Below are 18,020 nucleotides of genomic sequence, written 5' to 3' on the forward strand. Positions count from 1 at the left end.
TTTTTTTATTTGTTATCGTAGTCGTAGAAACCTTTACCAGATTTCTTACCATTGCGTCCTGCGCGAATCATGTTTTTCAAAAGTGTTGGTGGAGTCCAACGGTTATCGCCAAATTCTTTAGCGAAGTAATTCATAACATGGTAACCAATATCAACACCAGCGTAGTCTTGTAACTCAAACGCTCCCATTGGGTGGTTTAATCCATAACGCATTGCTTTATCAATATCTTCTTTAGAAGCAATTCCTTCTTCTAAAACTTTAATCGCTTCAATAAATTGAGGAATCATAATGCGGTTAACGATAAATCCAGGAACATCTTTCTTAACGATAACCACTTCTTTTCGAATGCTTTCAGCTAATTCTTTAACAATTGCAATTGTTTCATCTGAAGTTTCAAAACCATAAATGATTTCACACAATTTCATAACTTGTGCTGGATTGAAGAAGTGCATACCTGCAAAACGAGCTGGGTTTTCTAAAATATTGGCAATTTCAGTAATTGATAATGAAGAAGTATTAGTTGAAAGGATAACATCCTCACGAACGATACCTTCAAGCTCTTTGAAAACAGCTTGTTTGATTTCCATTTTTTCAATAACAGCTTCAACAACGAAGTCAACATCTTTAAAATCTTTAAGATCAGTTGTTGTTGTAATACGTGCTAATGTTTCGTCCATTTGTTCTTGGCTTAATTTGCCACGTTTAACACTGCCTTCCATGAATTTAGTGATACGAGCCATACCTGCATCGATAAAACGTTGTTCAACATCTCTTAAAACAACTTGATAACCATTTTGAGCGAAAAGGTTAGCAATACCGCCACCCATAGCTCCTGCACCAACAACTCCGATTGTCTTAATGTTTGTCATTTTAAATCTCCTTTTTTGACTTTGTTTAATTGATAGTTTCATTATACAAACTAGTTGATTTAAATTCATCGACAAAAATGAGTAAAGAAAATATCTTTTTCCTACAAAATGAACTACTGGCTTTTCTATTTTTCACTAACAGAGCAAAATAAAAACGAGTCATTTACTTTGACTCATTTTTTTCTCTTAAAATCCGACTAAAACAATCTGTAAATTGAGCCGTCAAACCCCAAATCGTTTCATCAAATCCCTCATAAAATGGGATTTTTGATGATTGATGATTAAAGGCATATTTTTCACCATTACGGATTCTTTCAAATGGAAAGTTAGAGCCTTCTTTAATCCGATGGGGCAAGTCATAAAAGACAGGTTCCTTATTTAAAATGTCATTTAGAGGAACGGTGAAGAGATGATCAACTTCTTCATTATATTTCAAGTCTCGCCAATTATCGCAATGAAGTTGACCAACAAAACAATGAATAGTGCGCTTAGCTTGAACAATATAGTCAATTTCTCCCCAAATCTCAACTTGGCCAGGATTTACATTTAATTCTTCTGTGCATTCCCGCAAAGCCGCCTCTGCAAAAGTCTCTCCTGGCTCTAAACGTCCACCCGGAAAAGAGACCTCTCCTGGTTGTGAAATATCTTGCCCTCTGACTTCATATAATACCTGCCAAGCCCCTTCATCCCAAACCAATGGTAAAAAGACAGCATATTCTTTCTGTTGTCCCAAAGGCTTTGGATGATAATTAGCCAATACTTCTTTGATTCTTTCTTCCATCTTAAATCCTCGCACAATACTCTTTTCCCAAGATTACAAAAAAATACGTCTTAGGTCAAGAAATTGCATATTTTAAAGTCCATTTTTAAATATATAAAATTTTTACACATAATCTCTTGACTTATTCTTTTCTCTGTCATATACTTAATGTGTAAAATATTTATATATAAAAATTATACACATTAAGGAGGTATCGATATGTATTTTCCCGTATCAGCTACCTTGATTGAATTCTTAATTATGTCTATCGTCAAAGACCAAGATTCCTACGGCTATGATATTAGTCAAACCATTAAACTCGTAGCCAATATTAAGGAGTCAACCCTTTACCCAATCCTAAAAAAATTGGAGAAGGCTGGTTATCTCAAGACCTATAGTCAAGAACATCAAGGACGCCAACGTAAGTATTATCAATTAACATCAGACGGACACACACAACTTGCTTTTCTCGAAGGGGAATGGCAAAGCTACAAAGCAAATTTAGATGCAATAATCGAAGGGAGTCTCCGACATGACAAGAACTGAGTATCTAGCAGAGCTACAAAATCAGCTTCGAAAATTACCACAAGATGATTTTCAAGAAGCAATGGACTACTTTACCGAATACTTCGATGAAGCAGGTCCCGAAAATGAAACACAAGTCATCGCCGATCTTGGTAGTCCAAAAGAAGCAGCTAGTGAAATTTTAGGTCGACTACTTGAAGATAAAATTGAGATTGAAGATAAAAAACCAAAACACTATGCCAAAATCATCTGGTTGACAATCCTGTCAATTCTGGCAGCTCCAGCCGCCTTACCAATCCTATTTGCCATTATCACACTTGTTCTTGCTCTCCTATTTGCCATTGGAGCAATCATTTTTTCACTAATCCTCTTAGGAGTTTCATTCTTCGCCAATGGTTGCTATGTTCTCATCGATAGTTTTTCTTACCTAGCAACCTCAATAAATTCAACCATCCTTAGCTTTGGCATGGGTCTCATCATGATTGGTGGTTCACTCTTATCAATCTTTCTTGGTGTTGAAGCCTGTGCAGCCCTTATCCGTGGTGGAGCGGTCCTCATTCAAAAATTATTAAAGAGAGGTCAAACAGCATGAAAACTTGGAAAAAAACACTTTTACTGACATCACTTTGCTTACTACTTTCAGGTGCTGCCTTGGCAGGTTTGGGCTTTGTCAGGGGTGGATGGTCAGCCTTATCAACTTCAAAAGAAGAACCAAAGCATCATACCTATAAAACTAAAGAATTGACTAGCTTTGATCAGATTTCACTAAATTGTAATGTCTCAGATATCACCATAAAAACAGGTAATCAAGACAAGGCTACCATTACCTATTTTGACGACAAGAACTACCCCTCAAAATTGACCAGACAGGTAAAAAACTATCAATAACAGAAAAAGCCAAACTCCTCCAAAGTAAAACGACTGTAAGGTTTCTGACTTTACGCAATCTCATAGATATCGATAAAGTTGGACACTTTGGTGTGGATTCAGGCTACTCTATTCAAATAACCCTTCCAAAAGGAAGTAAACTTCAAAGTCTCAAAGGTAGTCTAAAAGTCGGTGAATTACAGATAGAAGATAGTCAAATTCGAAACATGGATTTTGAATTATCAGCTGGCAATCTAGAAATCAATTCTTCTCAAATTGGAGAAGCTCAACTCACACTTCAGGCTGGCGATATGACCTTTATTGACAGTAACGTTAGCGATAGTCAACTAAAAGTTAATGCTGGGAATATGGACTTTAGCGCATCAAGTCTTACCGATTCTCAATTAATCCTAAGTGCTGGTGATTTCACTGCTTCTGAACTTACCTTCCTTAATCAAAACCAATTAACCTTAAACATGGGCGATGCTGATATCCATCTAAAAGAACATGACTTAGCTGTGAAAACCAATAAAGCATTAGGTGATTCCGATATTACCTCTAATCTAAAATCAGATTCTAAAAACAAATTAGAACTAAACAGTAAACTCGGTGACATAACTATAGAATAAAAGAATAACCCTAGGATAAATATCCCAGGGTTATTTTTGTAAGTCTTAGAAAAGCATACTTATCAATGCTAAAATAGCTAAGCCACCCTGCTTCAAAAGGATTTTCTTATCAACAGTCATGGCCCCATAAATTGCTGCCACTATAACATTAATTAAAAACAAAGCTACAATCTCACTGTTATGAGACAAGTAAATACCATATAAAAGTAAAAAGGCAATCAAACCATTATAAATCCCTTGATTCTTAAAGAGACTGGCAATCGTTTTATCTTCTAATTCACTTTGACTTAATTGAAAGACTTTCTGGGTAGCAGCTGAAGCTGTCGCAAAAGTTTCTAAGTACATAATATAAATTTGTTCTAAAGCTGTTAGTGTTGCCAGAACGATGGTAATAATAGACATATGATTTCCTTACTGATTAGTTTTTGGTCGGTAAATGAGTAAAGCAAGTCCCATAAAGCCTACTAAAAATCCTAACAGAATCTTGACTTCAAGTCCAATATTTCCACTTAAAGAAATGGTTTCCCGTAATCCTGAAACCACATAGGACATTGGTAAGAAAGGATGCATGGTTTGGAAGAATTTACCAGACAATTCAATTGGATAAGACCCCCAGATGATCCGACTTGAACCAGCAACATAATCAGGGAAGCAAAGGAGCCATAACGATCATCCCAACCAACTAAGGCCGTCACAAGGGCCATTAAAGTCCACCCACTCAGAATAATAAAGCCTAGCGTCTTCATCTCAAAATTAGCCTCAAATCCCAAAAATTGGATGGCAACATATAAAATTAACGAACCTAAAGTAGAAATAAAACCATTAATAACAAACTTTTGTTTAGCCCAATCCCATCGCCTCTTAACTGGCTTACCTGACAATGAGTTGGCGAATATAACATTGGTTGACAGCGCCACTACCATTAAAGAAACAGCAATCATATAAGGAGCCATACCAATCCCATTGGTTTTAACATTGTCTTTGTCTTTTTCGGATAATGCCAAAGGTGACACCAAAGCCTTAGCGTTACTTTCTTTGACACTCACCAAATCAAGTTTGTTTGAAGCTTGCACTAACGAAGTTTGTAAGCTTGTCAATCCCGTTGACAAGTCCGTCAATCCACTTGTCAAGTGCTCACTTCCGTCAGAAAGTTTGCCAGCTCCAGTTGACAATTGACCTGTCTTTTCAGATAAGGTTTGACTCCCTTCAATTAGTGAAGCCGACTTGGAATTCAGTGTTGAAGATCCATTTGATATTTTAGTCAACCCATCCGTGATCGTCTGATTATTGCCAGAAAGTGTTGTTAATCCCTCACTGATTTGACTACTGCCGGGCAAGAGTTGATTATTGACAGCAGAGTTAACACTTGACATGCCAGTCGACAATTTTGTCAATGCAGCACTTGCTCCCGGTAAAGCCTGATTAGACTTAGATGCAATTTGACTAATACTTGTTTGTAATTGAGCAAGTTGTCCACTGCTTGATTGTGTTGACAAGCTTGACAAGGTTATTTGTAATGAAGAAACATTGGCTAATATTGCCTGAGCACTACTACTTGCTGATGAGGAGGTTCCAGAAACTGCACTAGAAAGCTCTGCTTGTTGTTCCGGAGTCAAGCTATTGTATGTTGCAGTAGCTTGAAGTGCTGCCAATTGGCTATTTGAAGCTGTTGCTTCATTATTAATGATGGTTTGAGCAGAGGTCGCAATAGATTGTAAATAGGTTTGTATTTTTTCTAAATCAGAACTTGTTGAGGAAGACGACCCTAATTGACTAACCCTTGTATTTAAAGATTGAATGTAGGTATTTAATTCTGGCAAACCTGTTTCTAAGGCCTGAATATTTTGACTGTCAACCGGACTGACACTTGTTTTTGTTGACAACTGGTTTAAACCTGCTGTTAATTGACTTGCTCCAGCAGATAAGCGCGAAACAGCATCTAAATAAGTTGGTAGTTGGGTAGAGAAATTTGTAATCCCACTATTTAGTTGACTGACACCTCCTGTATAGGTTAGCAAACCAGAATTGAGTTGTCCTACCCCTTGATTAAGCAATTGACTGCCCTTACTAAGCGTGCTTAAATTTGACGACATTTCTTGACTTCCGCTTTCAGCACTCTTAGCACCCTGAGCTAATTGACGACTTCCATTAGAAGCCTTTCCTAGACCATCCTGCAAATGACGCATACTAGAGAAAACCGATTTGGTATAAGTTTGACTAATATTTTTTGAAACTGAGCTCTTTAATTTGGTCATTGCTGCTTCACTCATCTTAGAAGCAACCATCCCATGACCTTTACTAGTTTGGTAATGGATCACCATTTTTTCAGGCTTCTTTTCTAAAATAGTAGTTGCTTTCTGAGATAGATCTTCTGGTAGGGTCACAACCATATAATAGTCGCCATTCTTAAGCCCTTTATCAGCCTTCTTTTCAGAGACAAAGTGATAGTCCAAGTCTTTATTTTTAGACATATTGTCTACCATATCTTGGCCAATACGTAGTTGACCGTTATTTAACTTTGCACTTTTATCCTGATTAACAACTGCAATTGGTAAGTCTTCAACCTGACCATAAGGATCCCACATAGAACCTAAGAAAGACAAGTTATATAAGGCTGGAACTAGTGCCACTCCTATCATTGTGATGATTAATTTTGGATTTTTTAAAAGTGCTTTTAACTCTTCTAACATTTTCCCTCCCGAACGATTGTACTTTAGTCATTTTGTGATAAAATATATTATACATTGAAGTCATGAAAACTCAAGAATTAATCACTAGTTTTTAGACACATTGTCCAAATTGTTCAAATAAAGGAGACCAAATGTCTATCAATCGAAAAGAAAATACCAAAAAGGCTCTCTTAGAAGCAATGGTTAAACTCCTTAGCAAGGAAAGTTTTGATGACATCTCAACGACTGAATTAGCAGAAACAGCTGGAATCAGTCGGTCAAGTTTCTATACACACTATCGTGATAAATATGAAATGATTGATTCTTATCAGCAAATGCTTTTCCATCAATTAGAATATATCTTTGACAAAGACTATGATGATAATGAAGCAACCTTTTTAGAAGTCTTTTCCTTCTTATCAAGGGAAAAATTACTATCAGCCCTCTTATCTTCTAACGGAACTAAAGAATTGCAAAATTTTATCATCAATAAGGTCCGCATTTTGATTACTTCTGAACTCCATGAGCGTGTCGCTAAGGAAGGCATGTCCAAAATTGAACTAGACTATCAAAGTGTCTATTTAGCCTATGCTTTCTTTGGTACCTGCCAAACCTGGATTGCAAGAGGCAAAAAAGAAAGCCCCCAACAAATGACCGACTTCGTCTTAAAAATGATTGATCAATCTAATAAGTAAACAAATAAAACTGCAAAGCCTAGCTCTGCAGTTTTTGATTTAATGAAAACATACTTTAATCAAACTGAGTTTTCCAATTTGAATCTCGATGAGCCGCGAAACACATGCTAATTTGCTCTGCCGTATTTTTTGCGGTGGCTAAGCCAGGGAGTTGATTCTCGCTGAAGTATGCTGATTCACTGGTTTCCGAATTGCTTTCAAAGTGGCCACTCAAGTAGGTACAAGCTACAAATACCTTACAAACCCCATAGGGATAAATAGGCTGATTGTGCTTGGCTCTATCCTGAATAGCAATAATAAAATCAGCCTTCACATCAATACCGGCTTCTTCCTTGACTTCTTTAATGGTATTCTCTTCAATGGAAAGATTAGAGTCCACCCAGCCACCTGGCAAGGACCAGGTCCCATTCCTTTCCTTGACCAAAAGAATCTTGTCATCTTTGAAAATGGCTGCCCTGGTATCTAATTTAGGCGTTTGATAACCTACTTCATGGCAGAAAAGCTCTTTCATCTTAGGAAGGGGAATTTCCGTCTGCTCGGACATCATCTCAGCAGCAATATCCCTAATCTCCTGATAACGTTCCTGATCAAAGACATCCTTACTATAGAATAGTCCCGCCTGAGCCAAACTTTGTAACCTCGTGGCCCAATCCAACCACTTAGGATTTTCTTGCATAGCACACCTCCAAATCATTCATACTTTAAGTCTAACAAAATAAGTGGGAAAAGAGAATTACAAATTGATATATCAAAAAAAGCCTATTAAATAGGCTTTTAAAGTGTTTAATGTAAGAATTAAAGCATTTTGTTGTAGAATTTTAACGGTTTACAAATAGTGTAAATTTACAGCATCTAAGCATTGATAATACTGCTTTTTTATGTTTACAGTATAAAAATAAATATACTTAATTTTAACCCCAAACTTCACTAAAAACGGAACTAAAAATGACGAGTTCAGCAGGCAAGAAAAAGGCACCTATAAGGGTGTCTTTTTATATCACTTTGAAAGTTTTTCTTGAACTTGAATCCTAGCTTTCTCTAAATACTCTTTATTTTTACCAGTATCGATATGTTTCACTCGAGTTCTAATTAACATCATAGGATCTACACTATAACCAGTGAAATCTTTCTTTAATGAAGTTACTAATTTTGCAACGAAATAAAATCCTATTGCAGATTCTAAATCAAATTCTTCACTTTTACTGTTTTTAGAATTATTTGAACCTTGAGCCTCGTTACCCATATTAGATTCATAAATAAACTTCATCATTTCTGATAATATTTTTACGGTTTCTTCAGAGCCATACATCATTGTTTTCGATTGCATTTCGATAATAGTCGCTGGTTTTAGTTTTTTATTAAAGTTTTCTACATCAGCAAGCATACTCATCCAATCATTAAAAAGTTTATGGATTCCTACACCACTAATCTCCCTAAAATAAGCCTCTCTTTGAAGGTTAGATTGATTGTTGTTTCTTTTTTCCTCCAACTTCAGCTCTCTAGTTAGAGTTGGTAAGTCTTTTATATAGTAGATTATACCAATACCAACCAAAGATAGTATATATAATCCGATTGTTTTTATTTGCTCCATGTCTCCTCCAAATAACTTATTAACCTATTATCCCATACAACTGCTTAATTTACTATTCAAATTACAAATAAAAAAAAGCCCGTGAACTCTCTCTCTGATAGCATGGGCTCGTCTTTATTTAGATAAGTATATTATAATCTAAATATTTAAAAAATTCAATATATTCTAGGATTTTTGTTAATTAATTTTTATAAAACAATATTGCATATTTATTACAAGTCAAATGTATAGGGAGAAGCTCATTTATTTGGCTAATGGTAGATACAATATTAGAGACAGAGTATATTTTAGTATCAGTTGCAGTATTGCAAAAAGAAATATCTATGCTATAATTATTCAAAACGGGAAAATTATATATTCTCTCTCTCCATAAAAATAAATATATAATTATCCCAATTCTCCCGTTTTGCGCTCTTTATTTAGAAGAGTGCTTTTTTTATATTATAAAAGACATCTCTATTTAAGAAATGCCTTTCTGATTTCTATTGGTTTGAGTAGCTTTCGTTAACTATGTATATTTCACTATACCCTTTTATAGAACTTTTGTAACTTTTAGCTTCTTCTTCGGTAGTAAATTTTTTGATTATTTTATTAGATTGCCAACGACTACATTTTTTCTGTTCTCAATACTTCCCAATGCATTTTTTCTACTCCTATTAAGAAATAATAGACAGACTATAGCATAGCAAGTTTTAAACTTCAAATTTTTATATGAAAATAAATTAAAATGTTCGGAAAAAATATGTAACAAAGAACTTAGTCACTTACTGGTACGAAGATGGTCTATCCGTAATTTCTTCAATTTAATATTTTTATGAACGACACGATTGTGCAACAATTAAAAATTTTAAAAGTTAATATTGACTATTTATTTTTTAATATATAATAATTTCAGACAGATTAAAAACTTTCCATTAGTTCTGTTAGTTTTTTGAACCTCTTTTGCAAACAGGAAGAGTGAAAAAAACGGTAAAACTTCGGGTTTATACCCACTTTTCGATTGCGTGATTTAATTATCACGCTTTTTTCTTCATAAAAAAACCACTTAAAATCAAGTGGTTCATATATTATCTATCTGCAAGTAAATCGCGAATTTGGACAAGAAGTTCTTCTTGTGTATATTCAGCAATACCTTCTTCCTCTTCTTGTTTTCTGTAAGACATCGCTTTATTAGCAGCCTTAACAACGAAGAATAAAGTTGTACCAACAATTAGGAAATTGATAACAGCAGCAATAAAGCTACCGTATTTAACACCGTTCCAAGCTAATTCAGCGATGTTTGAAACACCTGCAGCTTTGAGAACTGGATTTAAGATAAGTGGTGTTACCACGTCAGCAACTAATGAATCGATGATAGCTTTAAATGCAGCACCAATAACGACGGCAACAGCTAAATCTAAGACATTGCCTTTAAACAAAAATTCTTTTAATTCTTTAATCATAAGAACACCTTTTCCTTTTTTGCTTTTCTCTAGTAAGCTCTAGCACAACCAAAATATAAGTCGTATTGTTATGGCTATTATAAACAATTTTTAACAATAAAGAAAGAAGTTTTTAAAAAAACATAGTATTCGCTTAGGAGAAACACTTTTTTCTAACAAAGTTAACCACTGTTAATTAGTGGTTGTTTTTATTCTTTATGCTATACTGAACGAGTAGAGGCAATTTCCTCATTAATTAGCTTAGTGAAAATGAACTTTCCGTATAAATGTTGCCTCTGCATTTCAGCTATTCATTTAGCTGATTTTTTTATGCTCTAAAACAGGTATGTTTTTCACTCATATTTTTTAAAGAAAGTTGTTGAAACAATGATTATAGAGACCAAGCCCCATTGTAAAATCTGGGAAAATTGCGCAGTGTAAGAAGACACTTCATATTGGCTCTCTTAAGGCTCATACGTGGGGCGGGGTGTTATTTTAAATAGCACGTTCGATATATTAATCATAAAATGCTAAACGCTCGTAGAAACGCTCCTATGGACGATTGGAGGCTATTTACAAATAGGTAGTCAAATTGTACAATAATAAAAAAACAGAATTGTGAACTCTCTCTCTCTCCTAAAGATTTTGAAACATGTTCACTTTTTTACTCCATACTAGTTTTTTTCCGTGCCCCTAGCGCGGTTTTTTAGTTACCCTTTGGGGTAGTATAACGGGTAAAAAATGCCAACAAACGCCTAAAGTATAGACTTTTAATTTTGTCAAAAGTTTTAAAAAAAGGGAAATATTGCACAGAATTGACCGCGTTCTTTTGTTTAAACTTAATCATAGCCCCGATAAAAAGAAGTGGGGTACTCTGGTACTATACTATGAAATTCTATGAAATAAAGTTAAGTATCTATACCAAAATAATAGCATAATAATACTATTGTATGATTTAGATAATACAAAAATAGTTCCGGTTGTTTCCGATAACTAACCAATGAAACAGAATTGATTTTATTATACTGTGAGAGGCTCTAGCTTTCGTTCTAAGTCGCTTGAATAGTTATCTGATATGGATTAATAAATATGCCTCATATCGCTTTATATGGATGATAAAAGGAAGCAACTGAAGTTACTTCCTGTCTTAACCTATATTATTTAACCTCTCACAAATGCTCTTAATCGCTCGTCTTTTTTTATTAAATATTTTTGACTGACTAATTTCAAATTGGTCAGAAATCTCTCCCCATGATTTACCGAGTACATACCAACTATGAAGAATTAATCTTTCTTCGGGGTCATCAACCATTGAAATATATTCAACTATCTTATTTCTTTCAGTAATCAAGTCTTGTATCTGGTCAAGGATATTATCTTTCATGCCAAGCGTATCTACTACTTTGTTTTCAGTTCTATTTGATAGGCTAGTCTTAACTTTTGAGTTTGTCAATACTGATTTGGAAAAGATTCCATCTTCAATATATTGCAATTCAAGATTTAGGTTTTTAATCATTTTATCGTACCCAGATATCTTTTTGAGTTCTTTCTTTAATTCATCCTCTGTCAAATGGACTAACACTCCCTTTCCAAAATCAACTGCAAGCGTTCAATAGCTTGCTTTTTTAGTTTAAAGAATTTGTTCCTGTGTCTGATATCTAACTTATCCATTGCCTCATCATTAGTTAAGTCATTGCAGTACAAAGTGAACAATATCATATATTCTAAATGATCTAACTTATTTAAGATTTGCAGAATCTCTCCTTTTCGGTCTAAAAGCTCACTTATCAATTGTTTATTGTAATCAGTTGTATCAATAATACTGACAAGCTTATCTTCCTGACTGTATGGAGTACCACCTTTGACCTTGGTATCTGAATAAGTTGGACTTTTAATCAAGCTCTTTCTGGTCGCCTCGATATCTTCTTTTAGTAACTGAATCTTTTTGGGAATGTATTTCAATTCGTTCAATAATTCTTTTGCATCGTCATCCAATAATTAGACCTCCTGATTATTATTTTTAGTAAAATTTGTTAGAACATGTTAGTATTTAAATACTACATATCAATAAACAAAAAGCCTTATAAACCGCTATTTTACTAGAGTTTTAGGCAATTTGGTTCAATAAAAATTTCAATTGCTAGGTTTCTAAATCCTAACGTGTGAAAAAATGTACAGTACAGCGGGAAGCTCGGAAACCGAACGGGGTGGGGTAGGTATGCCCCCTTTGTCGTCAATCTTCGAACTTCCATAAACATTTAAAATATTTTTTTTATTTTTTTTTAAAATAAATGTATCGTACTTGTATTGTCAGCTATCAGATTCTTCCCTTGAACTCTAGCCAGTCTTCCCAGAAAACAAGGTATCTACTTTCAAAGGTTCCCGTTGTTCCATCTTCAAACTCTACCATCCATCTTAAGAATGGTGCATATTGTATCTGTGCTGGTTTGATTACAGTTCCTTTTAAGCCACGTTTATTTCCAAACATTATCGTAGTGACCTCATCGCCCTTGCGGATGCTATTGAAGTAATCAGTTGAAAATTTTTGCATGTCACTCACCCCATCGGCTATTGATGCCCGTTAGCATGGACTTGATACCAGATTCAACCTTTAATGTCTCCTCTGTCTTATAGTCTCCCCCTTTTTCCCATTGCTTTTCAAGTTCCTTGATGTGTTCCTCTTGCTTTGATTGTGCCAACTTTTCTTTTTCATCAAGCTCTTTCTGCATGGTCTTTGCTAACAACCCTTGTAATTTATCGTTTTTAGCATCACGTTTGGCACGCTCACGTTCTGCTCTCTCGTTAACTAGACGGACACGCTCTGCCTCTTTCTCTGCAATATTATGTTCAGCTTTCTCGGAAAGCTCTGCATACCAGCTATTTAAATCTTTAGTTTCGTTTTCCATTGCTTAGTCCTCTTTCTCTGGATTCATATAAGTATTTTTAACGTATTGATCATAGTAAGAATAAACAAAGTGCTTATTCGTTCTTGTATAGATTGGCCAATCAAACCAGCGCATAGCTCCGCTTTTATCATGCTTATAAGATTCATCTTCTTTGACAATATCATGACTCAATACCTTATATAGTCCATCTGTTTTGATACCGAGCTCAATTGACTTATCAGCAAGTTTCTTAAGCTCTAACAACAGTTCCTTAGCTTTATCCATTAGCTTATCTTGTTCAGCATCAGCAACAGCTTCAAGTTGGTCAAGAGTAGGGAAGAAGTCGTCTTTCTCAATTAATGGTTTATTGATAACTTTATCCAGTTTGCTGTAGTTCATTTCATTAGATAAGTTCAGGACTTCAATTTCTTTTTTGATATCAATATAATCTTGTGCATTACCTTTATCCTCTGCCACTTGTAGACGATGGTTAGCGTCATCAAGTTTTGCATTTGTTTCTTCAATCTGTTTTTCAACTTCAGATTTTACCTTTGCATCTTTAGCAATTAGTTCTTTAAAATGTTTGTCAAATTCGTTTAGTGTTTTCATGTTTATAATTTTCCTTTTTCTTTTATAATATTTTAGTTAGTTTAAGTGGTATAATCATCTCGAAAGGAGGTGATTAGATGGCAGGCAATCAGCATGTTGTTCCAAATCCAAACGGTGGATGGAGCGTTAAAGGCGAAGGTAATAAGCGAGCTACAAAAGTCACAGATACCCAAGCTGATGCAATTAAAGTTGCTACTGATATCGCAAAGAATAACAGTAGTGAAGTATTAATTCATGGTAAAAATGGTCGTATTAGAGAGCGTAATACTTTCGGTAACGATCCTTTTCCACCTAAAGGTTAATTGTTAGCTGGAATTAGTTTAACAATATATCCATTAGCAGTTATCACATTATCGGTCGTGATTTCTGCTATTTTTTTACCTTTTTTGTTTTCTACAATTAACTGTATATAATTATTACTATTTAGAATTTTATTGTCATTCATTATTTTTTCTCCCTTTAAATGCAACCCTACCAGTTGGCTCACGTTTTACCTCGTGATAGGGTTACTAGTTTCCCACTGTACTTGATTATTAGATCAATGGCATCACTCCTTTCAATAATGGAGTGTTACTTAGATTCCTGATAGGTAATAAATGCAGTTGTTCTTAGGCATTCGTGTTTCCCTATCCACGTTTCAATGTAGTTAACTGATACAAAGTCCTTATCTGCTATGAAGTCATTGACCAGCTTGTCTAGTGTAGTTTTGTTTGTGTACCATTAGTGCGTTTGAGTGATTATCTTAGTTTTTAGTTGCATTGGATACCTCAACGTTTTCTAGGATAACCTGCTCATATCCAGTAGCAAGAACTTTCATTGCAGTTTCGTTGGTGAACTCGTGTTTACTCCATTTAACTAACACATGTTGCACTCCGCTAAAGAAGTTAAGAATTGCATTAAGCTTAATAGTCTTATTCTCGTCCAATTCCAAACTGGCGTTCTCAATTTGTTCTTTTGTTAATATATCTTTCATGTTTTCTCCTTGTTTGTAGGAAAAATCCTACAATATAATTTTATTCCTACATCGAAATCAATTGATACATAAGGGATAAGGAGCAACTTGTAGGAAAATAGGAAAAATTTTGCTCAAACTTTTTATATACACATAATGTTTTTTTTGTATCTTTCTATAAATGTTTTTTAAAAAATCATTATTTTTCCTACAAATGTTCTGCAAAGTCAGTAGTGTCAATGCTTTTGAACATAGGAAATAATTCCTACATGTCCTACAATTTTTCCTAAAACTCATCTATATCAATCGTTTAGAAAGTAGGAAAAATTTCGTGAAATTCCTACTCCATTTCCCAACCACTAGTAACTTTGCTCCCAAAATTTATACTTTTCTTGTATTCCCAACCATCTAAATTATCAAGAAACAGTTTTGCTTTGGTCTTGATTTTCTTTTGGTCATAGTCGGTTGAGAACACCTCCGAAACCATATCTCTGATATTAACCCTGTCTCTTGGAGTATCGCCAACCCATTCTATTTGATCGTTTGCATCTCGGTATGCAGTACCTTTTTCTTCAAGGTCGTAATAGTAATTTCTTCGATTTATTGCAGTTACAGACTTACTGTAAAAATCAGATGGAATATAAGTTTCAAGATACCAGTTAATGCGCTCGGTAATATCATCAACATATTTGTACTTCTCACGCTCGATGGCAATGAGTTTACCTTCTTTTTCGTATTCATCATAATAGAGTTTGTCATTTTTATAATAAGCTCTATAATAATTTCCCCAAATTGCAGTTAAATCATCTTCTGTAATTTTTTTTAGTTGCTCTTCATCTGCATAGTGAACTTTAACTGGTAGAAATCTACGGTCTCCAGTTGCATCTCCCAAATGCTGGGTATGATTAGTGGTTCTTGTGTAGACAAAATCAACATGTACTCGCTTTGTCGCACGTCCGTATGGTGGTCGATATGAAAGTTTAGTTCTTGTGATAGCACGCTTCACTTCTTCGAATGTACTTTTTTTAGTAGCGACTAATTCATCGTCATTTACTACCCAAGCGCCAACCATTTTTAGTAGGTCGTCTTTTCCACTAAAAGTTTCAATTTCTTCATAGTAACCCAAGAAAATTTGTCTCAAAAAATTTGTTTTGCCTGCTCCCTGTTTCCCAACCAAGTCTAGGCAATAATCAAAGCGTATAGATGGCTCTAATATCCTTGCGATTGCTCCTCGAAAGAACAAATCAAACACAATACGATTGTATTCTGTATCGTCAACATTGAGGTATTTTTGAATAATTGGAAAAGGATCAGTATCAGGTGCATTAATTCTGGCTTGAGTTAGAAAAGCCTTTATTGGGTTGGTTGGATGCTGTAATGCAATAACTTCTACCTCATCTGCCACTTCATTGGATTTATAGTCAACATAATAAGTATTACTGATATAACCTGCAATCTGATTGCTTACAGTATCATCAAAATAGCCTTTTTCTATCTTTATATTTTCCATCAAGTTTCTATCATCTCTGATTTCAATTTCATGGGTATTTTGATTGAAACAGAATAAATAACTGAAGTTATCATCGTAACTAGTTAAAATTCTGGTGAGATTTGCTCTGCACTTTAAAACTTTATCTTTATCTGTTACTATCAGGCCTGGCCATTTTGAAATTTCAGTTACTTTTGATTTTTTCTTCTTTTTGCTTTCTATCACATCTGGTGTAATTAATTCAAGTTTTTCTATAATATCCGTCATTCTACCCCCTTATACATCTGATTCATCCTCTCTAAAAATAATGACAATAGTTCTTTGTTTGGTATCGTTAAATTAGTGAATAATTGGACAACTTCCTCATAAGAGTACCCACAAATGAAGAACATCTTCACAAAATTAATAACATCGCTTGGTTCTTTGATACCGTAAGCTATCCAATTATAAACTTGACCATTTATGACAACTCCAGCACCAACTCTTGACTTAGTTAATACTTGAGTTTCAATCTGATTCAATGCCTGCACAAGCTCTCTCTTAGCTATGCTAACTTTAAATGGTCTAACAAGTTCCCAACCGTCTGCTAGCAGTTGATTAAGTTGGTCGTGCTCTGAAATCTCAACCTTAACCCCTTTGTAAGTGTGATTGACTAATTCAACATTAGGCGGTTTCCAATAGGTCAACATGAGATGCTTACCTTTTTGTAACAATCGTGTCGGATTGTCTTTCAAGAATGAGAACGCAGGCAATACTTCAGCATTTATTTGTAAGTTAATCATCTGCATAAGTTAGCCCTCAACACCAAGAAAAGCCAAGATGTCAGACACTTTATAGAATTTTGTTCTTGTCTCTTCCAAAGGTGGCACGAATGATTTTAAGCCATACAATTCCCATTTTTCGATGGTGGGAGTTGAAATCCCTAATTCTTCTTTGAGTTGCTTTCTAGTTATCAAACCCAATAATTTAGGTTCAGGCTTTTGTAAATTATCGACTGCATCATTTACGATAGATGCAATTTGAATCTTCAAGTCTTGCTCTGTTTCATTGCTAAATAAGTTCATATATTGCACCTCCTAATGATGTTCAATCTGAAGAAATGCACCTTGACGGCTAGCAATTATAGTTTGTCTCAATTCTTCATTAGCTTTGATTAAGTCAGTGCATGCTTTCTCGTTGTCGTCACACGCTTTATTGAAGTCCTGTACGAAGTCTAGGGTTTGTTTGGATAATATCATTACTAATAAGATAACTGCGCTTATAATGAAGAATATGACGGCTTGAGAGGGTGTTAAGTTTAGTTCTTGCATTGCATTGCCTCCCTAAAAGTTAGTTCACGTTTAGCACCTCTTAACTGATAACTACCAACTAATTCAGCAAAATTATCTTGCTTCATCATTTCTTCTATTTCATCACGAGCAATGGCTTTGTTTGTAAAATAGTCGTCAAGGATATTGATTAAACCATTTGGATAATCGTTTTCTACTAAATAATCTCTAATTTCAAATACTTCATTTTGTTCCCGTTTCATTTTCGTTTTCTCCATTTGTATTGTTGTCTCCAGTTATAAGATACTGGCAAACTCCCGTTGTAGCTTGACCTTGTGTGATATATATAGTACAATTACTATATAAATAAAATTACTAACGCCCTGATTATCTTGCTTGCCTGCTGATAATTTGTGCTTAGTATTCTGTGATTTAAAAGCCTTTTCCAGTCGCCAAACTTTGGAGGCTTTTTTTGTTCGAATTTCCAGAATCCGTTATGTTCGAACTTTTTTTTGTAAAAAAAATATAACCCAATTTCTGTGGTATCAATATTTAGTAAGTAAGTTGCTTTATCAATATCAGATTGTTTCCAAATTGTTTTATTATTTAATTTATCCGAGATGCTGTCCGCACTAAGATTCATAGCAGTTGCGAACTTTTCTCTTGTATTAAATTTTTCAACAATTTTACCAAGTAATCTTGAGTAGTCAAATTCTTCTTTCATAGTTTCTCCTTTCTAATTCCGTTCTATTCGAACTTTATATTTTAATTATACCAGATGAAATTTTTTT

General features: G+C 34.6%; 24 protein-coding genes and 1 pseudogene. 6 read left to right on the top strand and 19 right to left on the bottom strand.

Annotated features, from left to right (window positions below; genetic code table 11):
• Window positions 1–5: 5 nt before the first annotated feature.
• Together AT575_RS09770 and AT575_RS09775 are read right to left on the bottom strand one after the other, a co-directional pair.
• Window positions 6–869, bottom strand: coding sequence for a 3-hydroxyacyl-CoA dehydrogenase family protein (locus tag AT575_RS09770; RefSeq protein ID WP_071794184.1), 864 nt, complete (start codon window positions 867–869; stop codon window positions 6–8).
• A 163-nt stretch (window positions 870–1,032) separates the two neighbouring features.
• The gene (locus AT575_RS09775) at window positions 1,033–1,650 is read right to left on the bottom strand and encodes an NUDIX hydrolase (protein WP_102778148.1); all 618 of its coding nucleotides are present in this window, start codon (window positions 1,648–1,650) and stop codon (window positions 1,033–1,035) included.
• Window positions 1,651–1,848: 198 nt separating this feature from the next.
• Here AT575_RS09775 and AT575_RS09780 point away from each other — a divergent pair, with 198 nt between their 5' ends.
• The 4 genes from AT575_RS09780 to AT575_RS09790 are packed head-to-tail and all read left to right on the top strand — an operon-like array spanning window position 1,849 to window position 3,650.
• Window positions 1,849–2,175: a PadR family transcriptional regulator gene (locus AT575_RS09780; RefSeq protein ID WP_102778149.1), complete on the top strand. Its 327-nt coding sequence runs from the start codon at window positions 1,849–1,851 to the stop codon at window positions 2,173–2,175.
• Window positions 2,162–2,746, top strand: coding sequence for a DUF1700 domain-containing protein (locus AT575_RS09785; RefSeq protein WP_102778150.1), 585 nt, complete (start codon window positions 2,162–2,164; stop codon window positions 2,744–2,746). The genes AT575_RS09780 and AT575_RS09785 overlap by 14 nt, the downstream gene beginning before the upstream one ends.
• Window positions 2,743–3,042: a hypothetical protein gene (locus tag AT575_RS10930; protein WP_245871543.1), complete on the top strand. Its 300-nt coding sequence runs from the start codon at window positions 2,743–2,745 to the stop codon at window positions 3,040–3,042. Before AT575_RS09785 ends, AT575_RS10930 begins: the two co-directional genes overlap by 4 nt.
• Window positions 3,039–3,650, top strand: a complete 612-nt coding sequence (locus tag AT575_RS09790) for a DUF4097 family beta strand repeat-containing protein (RefSeq protein ID WP_245871544.1) — start codon at window positions 3,039–3,041, stop codon at window positions 3,648–3,650. The genes AT575_RS10930 and AT575_RS09790 overlap by 4 nt, the downstream gene beginning before the upstream one ends.
• A 45-nt stretch (window positions 3,651–3,695) precedes the next feature.
• Here the strand turns inward: AT575_RS09790 and AT575_RS09795 are convergent, their stop codons facing one another.
• On the bottom strand, window positions 3,696–4,052 hold the full coding sequence (locus AT575_RS09795) for a DUF1304 domain-containing protein (RefSeq protein WP_102778151.1): 357 nt from the start codon (window positions 4,050–4,052) through the stop codon (window positions 3,696–3,698).
• A gap of 9 nt (window positions 4,053–4,061) precedes the next feature.
• Window positions 4,062–6,340, bottom strand: a pseudogene (locus AT575_RS09800) (YhgE/Pip family protein).
• Window positions 6,341–6,471: 131 nt separating this feature from the next.
• On the opposite strand from AT575_RS09800, the gene AT575_RS09805 reads away from it, so the two are divergent.
• Window positions 6,472–7,014: a TetR/AcrR family transcriptional regulator gene (locus AT575_RS09805; protein WP_102778152.1), complete on the top strand. Its 543-nt coding sequence runs from the start codon at window positions 6,472–6,474 to the stop codon at window positions 7,012–7,014.
• A gap of 55 nt (window positions 7,015–7,069) precedes the next feature.
• Here AT575_RS09805 and AT575_RS09810 read toward each other — a convergent pair whose 3' ends face one another.
• The 8 genes from AT575_RS09810 to AT575_RS09845 form a co-directional block, all read right to left on the bottom strand.
• Complete coding sequence (locus AT575_RS09810; RefSeq protein WP_102778153.1) at window positions 7,070–7,690, bottom strand: NUDIX hydrolase N-terminal domain-containing protein; 621 nt, start codon at window positions 7,688–7,690, stop codon at window positions 7,070–7,072.
• 321 nt (window positions 7,691–8,011) lie between these two features.
• Window positions 8,012–8,605, bottom strand: coding sequence for a hypothetical protein (locus AT575_RS09815; protein WP_102778154.1), 594 nt, complete (start codon window positions 8,603–8,605; stop codon window positions 8,012–8,014).
• Window positions 8,606–9,672: 1,067 nt separating this feature from the next.
• The gene (mscL, locus tag AT575_RS09820) at window positions 9,673–10,047 is read right to left on the bottom strand and encodes a large conductance mechanosensitive channel protein MscL (protein WP_102778155.1); all 375 of its coding nucleotides are present in this window, start codon (window positions 10,045–10,047) and stop codon (window positions 9,673–9,675) included.
• Window positions 10,048–11,173: 1,126 nt separating this feature from the next.
• Window positions 11,174–11,596 carry a DUF1492 domain-containing protein gene (locus tag AT575_RS09825; RefSeq protein ID WP_102778183.1) on the bottom strand — a complete coding sequence of 141 codons (423 nt, stop codon included), beginning with the start codon at window positions 11,594–11,596 and terminating at the stop codon, window positions 11,174–11,176.
• A gap of 5 nt (window positions 11,597–11,601) precedes the next feature.
• On the bottom strand, window positions 11,602–12,021 hold the full coding sequence (locus tag AT575_RS09830; RefSeq protein WP_102778156.1) for a DUF1492 domain-containing protein: 420 nt from the start codon (window positions 12,019–12,021) through the stop codon (window positions 11,602–11,604).
• Between the two features lie 322 nt (window positions 12,022–12,343).
• Window positions 12,344–12,577 carry a hypothetical protein gene (locus tag AT575_RS09835; RefSeq protein ID WP_102778157.1) on the bottom strand — a complete coding sequence of 78 codons (234 nt, stop codon included), beginning with the start codon at window positions 12,575–12,577 and terminating at the stop codon, window positions 12,344–12,346.
• 1 nt (window position 12,578) lies between these two features.
• On the bottom strand, window positions 12,579–12,932 hold the full coding sequence (locus tag AT575_RS09840) for a stress response protein Nst1 (protein ID WP_102778158.1): 354 nt from the start codon (window positions 12,930–12,932) through the stop codon (window positions 12,579–12,581).
• Between the two features lie 3 nt (window positions 12,933–12,935).
• Window positions 12,936–13,520 carry a hypothetical protein gene (locus tag AT575_RS09845; protein WP_102778159.1) on the bottom strand — a complete coding sequence of 195 codons (585 nt, stop codon included), beginning with the start codon at window positions 13,518–13,520 and terminating at the stop codon, window positions 12,936–12,938.
• Window positions 13,521–13,597: 77 nt separating this feature from the next.
• On the opposite strand from AT575_RS09845, the gene AT575_RS09850 reads away from it, so the two are divergent.
• Window positions 13,598–13,822, top strand: a complete 225-nt coding sequence (locus AT575_RS09850) for a DUF2188 domain-containing protein (protein ID WP_102778160.1) — start codon at window positions 13,598–13,600, stop codon at window positions 13,820–13,822.
• Here AT575_RS09850 and AT575_RS10570 read toward each other — a convergent pair.
• The 7 genes from AT575_RS10570 to AT575_RS11115 form a co-directional block, all read right to left on the bottom strand.
• On the bottom strand, window positions 13,819–14,007 hold the full coding sequence (locus tag AT575_RS10570) for a hypothetical protein (protein ID WP_129587076.1): 189 nt from the start codon (window positions 14,005–14,007) through the stop codon (window positions 13,819–13,821). The two genes, AT575_RS09850 and AT575_RS10570, sit on opposite strands and share 4 nt — an antisense overlap.
• Window positions 14,008–14,262: 255 nt before the next feature.
• Window positions 14,263–14,493, bottom strand: a complete 231-nt coding sequence (locus tag AT575_RS09855) for a hypothetical protein (protein ID WP_102778161.1) — start codon at window positions 14,491–14,493, stop codon at window positions 14,263–14,265.
• 319 nt (window positions 14,494–14,812) lie between these two features.
• Entirely contained in the window at window positions 14,813–16,228 is a 1,416-nt protein-coding gene (locus AT575_RS09860) for a VapE domain-containing protein (protein ID WP_102778162.1), read from the bottom strand.
• Complete coding sequence (locus AT575_RS09865; RefSeq protein WP_102778163.1) at window positions 16,225–16,749, bottom strand: hypothetical protein; 525 nt, start codon at window positions 16,747–16,749, stop codon at window positions 16,225–16,227. The genes AT575_RS09860 and AT575_RS09865 overlap by 4 nt, the downstream gene beginning before the upstream one ends.
• Window positions 16,750–16,752: 3 nt before the next feature.
• Window positions 16,753–17,025, bottom strand: a complete 273-nt coding sequence (locus AT575_RS09870; protein WP_102778164.1) for a helix-turn-helix transcriptional regulator — start codon at window positions 17,023–17,025, stop codon at window positions 16,753–16,755.
• Window positions 17,026–17,258: 233 nt separating this feature from the next.
• Window positions 17,259–17,492 carry a hypothetical protein gene (locus AT575_RS09880; protein ID WP_102778166.1) on the bottom strand — a complete coding sequence of 78 codons (234 nt, stop codon included), beginning with the start codon at window positions 17,490–17,492 and terminating at the stop codon, window positions 17,259–17,261.
• 95 nt (window positions 17,493–17,587) lie between these two features.
• Window positions 17,588–17,953, bottom strand: coding sequence for a DUF739 family protein (locus AT575_RS11115; RefSeq protein WP_102778167.1), 366 nt, complete (start codon window positions 17,951–17,953; stop codon window positions 17,588–17,590).
• Window positions 17,954–18,020: the final 67 nt, after the last annotated feature.

Origin of the sequence: Streptococcus penaeicida (assembly GCF_002887775.1) — a bacterium.
Lineage (GTDB): Bacteria > Bacillota > Bacilli > Lactobacillales > Streptococcaceae > Streptococcus > Streptococcus penaeicida.